The organism is Segeticoccus rhizosphaerae (genome assembly GCF_009192725.1).
GTDB lineage: Bacteria > Actinomycetota > Actinomycetes > Actinomycetales > Dermatophilaceae > Segeticoccus > Segeticoccus rhizosphaerae.
In genome coordinates, this window is record NZ_VOHR01000153.1 from 1 (window position 1) to 8,832 (window position 8,832).

The 8,832-nt window shown below is 71.4% G+C and carries 11 protein-coding genes; 9 read left to right on the top strand and 2 right to left on the bottom strand.

The genetic code is table 11. The features are described 5' to 3' along the window. From FRW57_RS12810 to FRW57_RS12840, 7 genes are all read left to right on the top strand, one after another. A partial coding sequence (locus tag FRW57_RS12810; protein ID WP_162529348.1) for a PucR family transcriptional regulator occupies positions 1-348 on the top strand: 348 nt, incomplete at its 5' end. Positions 349-531: 183 nt separating this feature from the next. Then, entirely contained in the window at positions 532-1,710 is a 1,179-nt protein-coding gene (locus FRW57_RS12815) for an acyltransferase domain-containing protein (RefSeq protein WP_137120938.1), read from the top strand. A gap of 5 nt (positions 1,711-1,715) precedes the next feature. After that, positions 1,716-2,750 carry a beta-ketoacyl-ACP synthase III gene (locus FRW57_RS12820; protein WP_137120937.1) on the top strand — a complete coding sequence of 345 codons (1,035 nt, stop codon included), beginning with the start codon at positions 1,716-1,718 and terminating at the stop codon, positions 2,748-2,750. An 84-nt stretch (positions 2,751-2,834) separates the two neighbouring features. Then, complete coding sequence (locus FRW57_RS12825) at positions 2,835-3,083, top strand: acyl carrier protein (RefSeq protein WP_137120936.1); 249 nt, start codon at positions 2,835-2,837, stop codon at positions 3,081-3,083. A 109-nt stretch (positions 3,084-3,192) separates the two neighbouring features. After that, positions 3,193-4,443, top strand: a complete 1,251-nt coding sequence (gene fabF / locus FRW57_RS12830) for a beta-ketoacyl-ACP synthase II (protein ID WP_137120935.1) — start codon at positions 3,193-3,195, stop codon at positions 4,441-4,443. A gap of 11 nt (positions 4,444-4,454) precedes the next feature. Then, positions 4,455-5,891 carry an acyl-CoA carboxylase subunit beta gene (locus tag FRW57_RS12835; protein ID WP_152186150.1) on the top strand — a complete coding sequence of 479 codons (1,437 nt, stop codon included), beginning with the start codon at positions 4,455-4,457 and terminating at the stop codon, positions 5,889-5,891. A gap of 59 nt (positions 5,892-5,950) precedes the next feature. Beyond that, positions 5,951-6,322: a hypothetical protein gene (locus FRW57_RS12840; RefSeq protein WP_137120933.1), complete on the top strand. Its 372-nt coding sequence runs from the start codon at positions 5,951-5,953 to the stop codon at positions 6,320-6,322. Positions 6,323-6,370: 48 nt separating this feature from the next. On the opposite strand, the gene FRW57_RS12845 is transcribed toward FRW57_RS12840, so the two are convergent. Further along, complete coding sequence (locus FRW57_RS12845; RefSeq protein WP_137120932.1) at positions 6,371-6,886, bottom strand: DUF3145 domain-containing protein; 516 nt, start codon at positions 6,884-6,886, stop codon at positions 6,371-6,373. A gap of 184 nt (positions 6,887-7,070) precedes the next feature. Here FRW57_RS12845 and FRW57_RS12850 point away from each other — a divergent pair, with 184 nt between their 5' ends. Continuing rightward, positions 7,071-7,727: an FMN-binding negative transcriptional regulator gene (locus FRW57_RS12850; protein WP_137120931.1), complete on the top strand. Its 657-nt coding sequence runs from the start codon at positions 7,071-7,073 to the stop codon at positions 7,725-7,727. 76 nt (positions 7,728-7,803) lie between these two features. Here the strand turns inward: FRW57_RS12850 and FRW57_RS12855 are convergent, their stop codons facing one another. After that, complete coding sequence (locus FRW57_RS12855; protein ID WP_152186151.1) at positions 7,804-8,097, bottom strand: hypothetical protein; 294 nt, start codon at positions 8,095-8,097, stop codon at positions 7,804-7,806. Positions 8,098-8,283: 186 nt separating this feature from the next. On the opposite strand from FRW57_RS12855, the gene FRW57_RS12860 reads away from it, so the two are divergent. Further along, positions 8,284-8,703 (top strand): TIGR03668 family PPOX class F420-dependent oxidoreductase, encoded by a 420-nt coding sequence (locus FRW57_RS12860; RefSeq protein WP_238384583.1) that lies wholly within the window; start codon positions 8,284-8,286, stop codon positions 8,701-8,703. The last annotated feature ends 129 nt before the right edge of the window (positions 8,704-8,832 follow it).

The following is an 8,832-nucleotide window of genomic DNA, read 5'->3' on the forward strand; positions in this document are numbered from 1 at the left end:
CCGGCCTTCGCCGACGACCTGCTGCCCGAACGGGTGCTGTCCGGCGACGGCACCGCACGGCGGACCCTCGTCGACCGCGTCTACCGCCCGCTCGCGTCGGCGGGCGGCGCCCTCTTCGAGACCGCGACTGCCTACCTCGACGGGGGCCGAGGGCTCGAGGCGGCCGCTCGGGCGTTGTTCGTCCACCCCAACACGGTGCGCTACCGGCTCGGTCGGATCGAGACGGTCACGGGCTATGACCTGACCTCCGCCCGGGACGCCCAGACCGTCTGGATCGCGCTGGCCGTGGGCCGTCTCGCCGAGCAGCCGCCGCGTGCCTGGCGCACCCCCGGGGCCGACCGGCCCTGAACCCGTTCCCGGCACCACCAGGCCCCAACGGAAACCACCAGACAGCCGCGCTCCCGGGGTGGGCACCCGGCATACCGCCGGCTTCGTCGAGCACCACTTTGTAGGAAACCTCCAAATCGATGGCGAATTGTTGGTGCCATTCGGTCACGACTTGGTCACGATGGACCCGCGAGGCTGGGAAGCGTGCTCGTCATCGTCTGCCCCGGACAGGGCTCCCAGTCCCCCGGCTTCCTCGCCCCCTGGCTGGAGCTGCCCGGCTTCCGCGACCGCATGCAGTGGCTCTCCGCGGTGGCCGGCCTCGACCTCGTGGCGCACGGCACGCAGTCCGATGCCGCGACGATCAAGGACACCGCGGTGGCCCAACCGCTCATCGTCGGGGCGGGCCTGATCTCGCTGCTCGCGATGTTCGAGCACCCGGCCGACGGCTTCCGCAGCGTGGCCGGTGGCGCGGGGCACTCGGTCGGCGAGATCACCGCTGCGGCGGCGGCCGGCGTCATCACCGCCGAGCAGGCGATGGTCTTCGTCCGCGAGCGCGGTCGCGCCATGGCCGAGGCCAGTGCCGTCACCCCGACCGGCATGAGCGCCGTCCTCGGCGGGGACCCCGACGAGGTCGTCGCGACTCTCGAGCGGCACGGCCTCACGCCCGCCAACATCAACGGCTCCGGACAAATCGTCGCCGCCGGCACCATGGACGAGCTCGCCGCTCTCAAGGCGGATCCGCCGGCCAAGGCCCGGGTCATCCCGCTCCAGGTGGCCGGCGCGTTCCACACCCGGCACATGGCCCCTGCCGTCGAGGTGCTCGACGGTTATGCCCGCGCCATCTCCACCCACGATCCGCGTTCCCGCCTCGTCTCGAACCGGGACGGCCAGGTCGTCCACGACGGCCGCGAGTTCCTGCGCCGGCTCGTCGCCCAGGTGAGCAACCCGGTGCGCTGGGACCTCTGCATGGAGACCTTCAGGGACTTCGGCGTGACCGGTCTGATCGAGATCCCTCCCGCGGGGACGCTGGCCGGGCTGGCCAAGCGCGCACTGCCCGGGATCGAGATCCTGGCCATGAAGACCCCGGACGACCTTCCCGAGGTGCACCGGATGGTGCGCGAGCACGGTGAGCAGAACCCGCTCGCCGACAACCCGACGTGGCGGCTGGTGATCTCCCCGATCAAGGGCACCGTCAGCCTCGAGCACACCGTCGCCGGCACCGACATCTCCCCCGGTGCCGTCGTCGCGACCGTCAGCACGCTGCGCGACAGCCACCCGGTGAGCGCACCCTACGGCGGCCAGGTCATCGAGTGGCTGGTCGAGGACGGCGACCCCGTCTCGCCCGGCCAACCCCTTCTCCGCCTGCACCCGCAAGGAGCCTGATCCGTATGTCGACCCTCACCGACCGCCCGACGCTCACCACCGCCACGGGAGCGCAGTACGCGCGCCTCTGGGGCGTCGGTGGTTACCGCCCCGAACGAGTGGTCATGAACGCCGAGCTGGTGGAGGCGATCGACTCCTCGGACCAGTGGATCCAGGAACGTTCGGGCATCGTCTCGCGCCGCTACGCGGCCCCCGACGAGACCGTGGTCGACATGGCGGAGCACGCGGCCCGCGAGGCGATCGAAGCCGCCGGCATCACTGCCGACTCGATCGGTGCGGTGGTCATGGCTACCGTCACGCACCCCTACCAGACGCCCGCCGCGGCGCCGATCCTCGCCGACCGGCTCGGCATCCGCAGCGCCGCCTTCGACATCGGGGCCGCGTGCGCCGGCTACTGCCACGGCATCGCGCTCGCCGAGAACATGGTCCGGGGCGGCAGTGCCGAGTTCGTGTTGGTCATCGGGGTCGAGAAGCTGTCGGACTTCACCGACTTCCACGACCGCGGCACGGCGTTCATCTTCGGCGACGGCGCTGGCGCCGCGGTTGTCGGCCCCTCGGACACGCCGGGCATCGGCCCGACCATCTGGGGGTCGGACGGGTCCAACTACGACAAGATCGCCCAGCGCGACTCGTGGATCGAGGTCAAGGACTCCTGGACCGCGGTCGACGAGGAGAGCATCAAGTTCCCGGCCATCCTGATGCAGGGGCAGCCCGTCTTCCGCTGGGCCGTGTGGGGCATGGCCCCAGTGGCCCAGCAGGCGCTCGACGCGGCCGGCATCAAGGCGGACGACCTGGACGCCTTCATCCCGCACCAGGCCAACATGCGCATCATCGACGCGATGATCAAGCAGCTCAAGCTGCCCTCGGACATCCCGGTTGCCCGTGACATCGCCGAGACCGCCAACACCTCGGCCGCGTCGATCCCACTGGCCACCGAGCGGATGCTGCGCGAGGGGCAGGCGCCGCACGGCGGACTGGCCCTGCAGATCGGTTTCGGCGCCGGTCTGGTGTTCGCCGCCCAGGTCATCGTCCTGCCCTGACACACCCTCCCGTGGGCCCGGCGGGTAATCCGGGTCAGCCCAAGTGAATCCGCACGACACCCAACAGATACGAGGAGTTTGACCATGGCTCAGAGCGAGCAGGAGATCCTGGCCGGCCTTGCCGAGATCGTCAACGAGGAGACCGGACTCGAGACCGACTCGGTGCAGCCGGACAAGTCGTTCACCGAGGACCTCGACATCGACTCGCTGTCGATGATGACGATCGTCGTCAACGCCGAGGAGAAGTTCGGCGTCCGCATCCCCGACGACGAGGTCAAGAACCTCTCCACGGTGAAGGATGCCGTCAGCTTCATCCACAGCGCCCAGGGCTGACCCGCCGGTCGTCCGGCCCGAGCCAAGCGTGGCGGGCCGGACGACTGCCCCCGACCCCGACACCCCCTTCTTCGTCCCAGCACCCTGATCCCAAGGAGCAGATCCTCCGATGGCTACGCACCGCGAACCGCGCATTGTCGTCACCGGGCTTGGCACCACCAACCCGGTGGGCGGCAACACCTCCGAGACCTGGGAGGCCATCCTCGCCGGGCAGTCCGGTGCCCGGACCATGCCCTTCGACTGGGTAGAGAAGTACGAGCTTCCCGTCACCTTCGCCGCCATGGTCAAGCAGCATCCGAGCGAGGTCCTCAAGAAGGTCGAGACCCGCCGGCTGGACCCCTCGGCGCAGTATGCCGTGATCGCCTCCCGCGAGGCGTGGGCGGACGCGGGCGCCCCGGAGGTCGAGCCCGAGCGGCTCGCCGTCGCCATGGGATCCGGCATCGGCGGGGTCTGGACCCTGCTCGATGCCTGGAACACGCTGCAGGAAAAGGGTCCTCGCCGGGTCTTCCCGCTCACCGTCCCGATGCTCATGCCCAACGGACCTTCGGCCGCCGTGTCACTCGAGCTCGGCGCCCGCGCCGGCGCGCACACCCCCGTCAGCGCCTGTTCCTCGGGCGCGGAGGCCATGGGCTACGCGGCCGAGATGATCCGTTCCGGTCGTGCCGACGTCGTCGTCGCCGGAGGCACCGAGGCCGCCGTCCACCCCCTGCCCATCGCCGGCTTCGCGGCCATGCAGGCCCTGTCCAAGCGCAACGACGACCCTGCCGCCGCCTCCCGGCCCTACGACGTCGACCGCGACGGCTTCGTGCTCGGTGAGGGCGCCGGCGTCATCGTGCTCGAGTCGCTCGAGCACGCGCAGGCACGAGGGGCGAAGATCTACGCCGAGCTCGCGGCCGTCGGCATGTCGTCCGACGCCCACCACATCGCCGCTCCCGAGCCCCAGGGCGCCGGCGCCGCCCGCGCCATGCTGGAGTCACTCGAGCGTGCCGGCCTGAAACCGTCGGACGTCTCCCACATCAACGTGCACGCCACCTCCACCCCGGTGGGTGACATCGCCGAGTACAACGCCCTCAAGCTGGCGTTCGGCGATGCCACGGACGACGTGGCGGTGACCGCGACGAAGTCCATGACCGGGCACCTGCTCGGCGCGGCCGGGGCGTTGGAGACCGTGCTCACGGTGCTCGCTGTCCACCACCGCCTCGTACCCGCCACCATCAACCTCGACCACCAGGACCCCGAGATCCCGCTCGACGTGGTCACCGGTGGGCCCCGCAAGCTGCCGGCCGGCGACATCGCCGCCTTGAACAACTCCTTCGGCTTCGGCGGCCACAACGTCGCGCTCACGATCTGCAGCGTCTGATGCCGGCCCGGATGCCGAGCAGCGCCTCGCAGGCGGCGTCGGCAGCGGCCGGGCCCAAGGTCGGTCGCGAGGACGACCCGCGCAGGCCGCTGCTGCGGCTCGCGACCTTCCTCGACGACGGCAGCCTCCGGCTGCTCACCCCGCAGGACTCGAGCGGTGTGCTGGCGGCACAGGGCACCGTGCGCGGCGTCCCTGTGGTGGCCTTCGCGAGCGACGCGACCGTGCAGGGCGGCGCCATGGGGGTCGAGGGGTGCTCGGTGATCCTCACGGCCTACGAGAAGGCGCTGGCCGACCGGGTCCCGGTGGTCGGGCTGTGGCACTCCGGCGGCGCACGGCTCGCCGAGGGCGTCGTCTCGTTGCACGCCGTCGGCGAGGTCTTCGCGGTGATGACCCGTGCCTCCGGCGTCATCCCGCAGGTCTCCGTGGTGCTCGGCGCGGCGGCGGGCGGCGCGGCATACGGCCCGGCTCTCACCGACATCGTCATCCTCGGTCCGGACGGACGGATCTTCGTCACCGGCCCGGACGTGGTCCGTTCCGTCACCGGGGAGAACGTCGACGCGTTGCGCCTCGGCGGCCCCGAGCCGCACGGCCGCCGCTCGGGCGTGGTGCACGTGATCACCGAGACCACCGAGGAGGCCTACCAGCGCGCCCAGCTCGTCTGCGCGCTGTTCGGCGCCCAGGGTGAGCTCGACGTGTCGGCGGTGCGAGATCGCGACCTAATCGCCTTGTTCCCTGAGTCGCCGAAGAGGGCGTATGACGTGCACCCCGTGGTCGGCGCGATCCTCGACGAGGGCGAGACCCTGGAGCTGCACCCCAAGTGGGCGCCGAGCATCACCACGACCCTGGGCCGGTTCGGTGGGCGCACCGTGGGTGTGGTCGCGAACAACCCGATGCGGCTCGGCGGCTGCCTCGACTCGTCCTCGGCCGAGAAGGCCGCCCGTTTCGTGCGGATGTGCGACGCCTTCGGCGTGCCGCTGCTCGTCGTCGTGGACGTGCCCGGCTACCTGCCCGGCGTCGGCCAGGAGTGGGACGGCGTGGTGCGCCGGGGCGCCAAGCTCTTGCACGCGTTCGCCGAGGCGACTGTCCCCCGGGTGACGCTGGTGACTCGCAAGGCCTACGGCGGCGCCTACATCGCGATGAACTCGCGCTCCCTCGGTGCGACCAGGGTCTTCGCCTGGCCGGGTGCGCAGGTGGCCGTGATGGGCGCAGTCGCGGCGGTGCGGATCCTGCACCGCCGCCGGCTGGCGGAGGTCGAGGAGGACGACCGCACCCGGGTCGAGAACGAGCTGGCGCAGGAGCACGAGGAGCTCAGCGGTGGCCTGCCACGCGCGGTCGAGATCGGCGTGGTGGACGAGATCATCGCCCCGGAGCGCACGCGGTCCGCGCTCGCGACCGCCCTCGCCCAGGCACCACGGCGACGCGGCCAGCACAACAACATCCCCCTGTGACCGCCCAGCGCGGCGGGCCCGGTGGGGCGACCGCGGTGGCCGGGGTTAGATTCGAAGGCATGGAGCAACAGAGCGTCGAGGTGGGGCGAGCCCAGGACGGGCCGATCCCTTGCCCGCAGTGCGGCAACCCCGATCCGTCCAAGATCATCAAGTGCCCGTACTGCCGCTACGTGCCCGGCACCAAACAGCTGCGCAAGGCGCCACCTGCGGCGGGCATCCACCGCCTCACGATCCCGGGCCTGTTCCTGGCCGGAGCCATCATCGAGCTCATCGCGCTGGCCCTGGTCGTCGCCGTGTCGGACACGGCAGGACCTTCACCGGCCGCGGCCATCGTCGTGTGGGCGCTGCTGGCGGTGGGCAGCGTGGTGCTCCTCGTGGCCTCGGTCGCCGCGGGCGTGTCCTTGGGGGTGCGCGCCAGCCGGGACGGCTGACACCCGCCTGCGGGCCCCGATGCGCCCGTGTCCTCGCGCCGTCGCTGCTCAGCCGACCTTGTGCAACCAGCGGACCGGTGCCCCTTCACCGGCATACCGGAACGGCTCCAGCTCCTCGTCCCACGCCCGGCCGAGCAGTCGATCGATCTCGGCGTGCAGCACCGTCACGTCGCCCTGGCTTGCCGCGACCGCGTGGCGCAACCGGTCCTCGTTGACGACGGCGTCGCCGCTCGCCGAGGTCCACGTGTGGTGGATGCCGAGGCTCGGGGTGTGTGACCAGCGGGACCCGTCGTTGCCGGGGCTCGCCTCCTCGCTCACCTCGTAGCGCAGGTTCTCCCAACCGCGCACGGCGCTGGCGAGGCGGGCGCCCGTGCCCGCCTCACCGGTCCACGAGAACTCGGTTCGCATCAACCCGGGCGCCAGCGGCTGCGGGGTCCAGTCGAGGTGGATCCGCGTGTCCAGCACGCCTTCGAGGGCCCAGGCGATGTGCGGGCACAGCGCAGTAGGGGTGGAGTGAATGAACACCACCCCGCGGGTCATGACTCGCGGCATCGCGACAGACATCCGGACCTCCTGTGTGCGAGGGACGTCTTCCCCAACGACCTCGTCCACGGTCCGGCGGGTGCCGGAGCCACCGGGCGCACCCGGCAGTGCCGCCCATTGTGCCTCATCCGCCACATCCGCACCAGCACCCCGCTCGCGTCGGCCTTCCGCGCTCCCCCGGCGACCTCGGTGGGAGACTGACCGCATGCTCGTGCACCCCTGGGACGCCGCAAGCAGCGACGAGGAGTGGCGGGCGGTGCTCCAGCATTTCGACTTCGGTCAGCTGATCGCGCCCGGCGGTCCCGACCGCGAGCTGCCCGTGGTCGTCCCGACCCACTTCATCTTCGACGGCGAGCACACCATCGAGCTGCACCTCGCGCGCCCCAACCCGGTATGGCGTGCCCTCGCCGAGCGTCCGCGGGCGCTGTTCACGGTGGTCGCCGACTACGTCTACGTCCCAGCGGCGGTCAACGCCGGCCAGGACGTCGCCGCGGAGCTGGGGGTCCCGACCAGCTACTACGCGGCGGTGCAGGTCAGCTGCGACGTCGAGGTGATCGACGAACCTGAGGAGAAGGCCGGCCTGCTCAATCGGCAGCTCGCCCACTTCGAGCCACCGGGTTCGGCCCGTCTCCCGGTGTCGACGGCGACCGACAGCGACCGTCGCCTCCTACCCGGTATCCGAGGCATCCGGCTGTCCGGCACGCAGGTGAGGGCGAAGTTCAAGTACGGCGGCAACAAGACTCGCGAGCACCGCGAGGCCATCGCGGAGGCCCTCGCGGTACGCAACGGCTCGATGGACGACTCCGCACGCCGGCGGTTGCTCGCCCGGAGCGCGACCACTGAGGTGAGCGCACCGGACTGAGGTCCCGCGAGCCCATCACCAGCGCGGGACCAGGCTCGGGTGTGCGGAGCCTGGTCCCGGTGCACGATGGCTTTGCTCAGGCCGAGCGACGGTGTTCGACCGGCTCGGAGGTGCGCCGCCCGGACGAGGCGGTCTCGGTCCTGATCCGCAGCCGGACCGGCGGCGTGAACAGCTCCGACTCCGGCGTGGGGGCCGGGGCGGGCGCCGACCGCCGTGCCAGGGTGAGGCGAGACCTCAACGTGGGCTGCTGCTGACGCTCCGAGGCCCGTCGTTCCTGCCGGGCCTGCTTGGCCAGACGGGACCGCTCGGCACGACGCAGGTCGTCCTGGTGGCGGGCCTCGGCCAGCTCCATGGAGATGAACGGGTGCATGTCGTGCTCCTTCCGATGCCGGCCGTTGCGACCGGGAGGGCCGCGGACTTCGTACCGACAACCAGCACGTTGCTCCGTAAGGCACCGTGCCCGGATCGGACAAAGTCCCTAAGTCCTCGTGAGGCGCGGGGACTCAGACCACCTCAGTGGGCCCCGGTGCCTCAGGCGGGCAGCTACGGTGCTCAGGTGGAGGCGACCGAACGCTGGCGACGGTTCTCGAGCGCGCGGGTCGCACGGATGGCCACGACGCGCTCCGATGGGCACCCTCACCTGGTGCCCATCGTCTTCGCCGTCGCCGAAGAGACGATCTTCACCTGCGTCGACGACAAACCCAAGACCACCCGGCGGTTGCGCCGGCTGGACAACATCGCGGCGACCGGCCGGGTGAGCGTTCTGGTCGACCACTACGAGGACGACTGGAGTGCCCTGTGGTGGATCCGCGCCGACTGCACGGCAGCGATCCTCGACCCAGCCGACCCCCTCGCCCGCTCTGGCCTCCGGTCCCTGGCCGCGAAGTACCCGCAGTATGCCGGGTCGCCGCCACCGGGCCCGGTCGTCGCGCTCCGTCCCACCGGGTGGCGGTCCTGGTCGGCTCGGCAGTGGTGAGTGCGCGCGAGCTGGTCACGGTATGCCGGGCAGCTCCCAGCTCTGGCCGGTGCCGCTGTCGATGAGTGCCGCCCGCTCGACGCGCACCGTGAGCGGCAGCGCGTCGGTCGCCATCCGCACCGCCACCGG

What these genes read in the sequence shown, in the direction of transcription:
- FRW57_RS12845 (WP_137120932.1), bottom strand. Translation starts at nt 6,886, where the DNA reads ATGTCTGTCGCGATGCCGCGAGTCATGACCCGCGGGGTGGTGTTCATT.
- fabF (WP_137120935.1), top strand. Translation starts at nt 3,193, where the DNA reads ATGGCTACGCACCGCGAACCGCGCATTGTCGTCACCGGGCTTGGCACC.
- FRW57_RS12820 (WP_137120937.1), top strand. Translation starts at nt 1,716, where the DNA reads ATGTCGACCCTCACCGACCGCCCGACGCTCACCACCGCCACGGGAGCG.
- FRW57_RS12850 (WP_137120931.1), top strand. Translation starts at nt 7,071, where the DNA reads ATGCTCGTGCACCCCTGGGACGCCGCAAGCAGCGACGAGGAGTGGCGG.
- FRW57_RS12825 (WP_137120936.1), top strand. Translation starts at nt 2,835, where the DNA reads ATGGCTCAGAGCGAGCAGGAGATCCTGGCCGGCCTTGCCGAGATCGTC.
- FRW57_RS12840 (WP_137120933.1), top strand. Translation starts at nt 5,951, where the DNA reads ATGGAGCAACAGAGCGTCGAGGTGGGGCGAGCCCAGGACGGGCCGATC.
- FRW57_RS12835 (WP_152186150.1), top strand. Translation starts at nt 4,455, where the DNA reads ATGCCGAGCAGCGCCTCGCAGGCGGCGTCGGCAGCGGCCGGGCCCAAG.
- FRW57_RS12855 (WP_152186151.1), bottom strand. Translation starts at nt 8,097, where the DNA reads ATGCACCCGTTCATCTCCATGGAGCTGGCCGAGGCCCGCCACCAGGAC.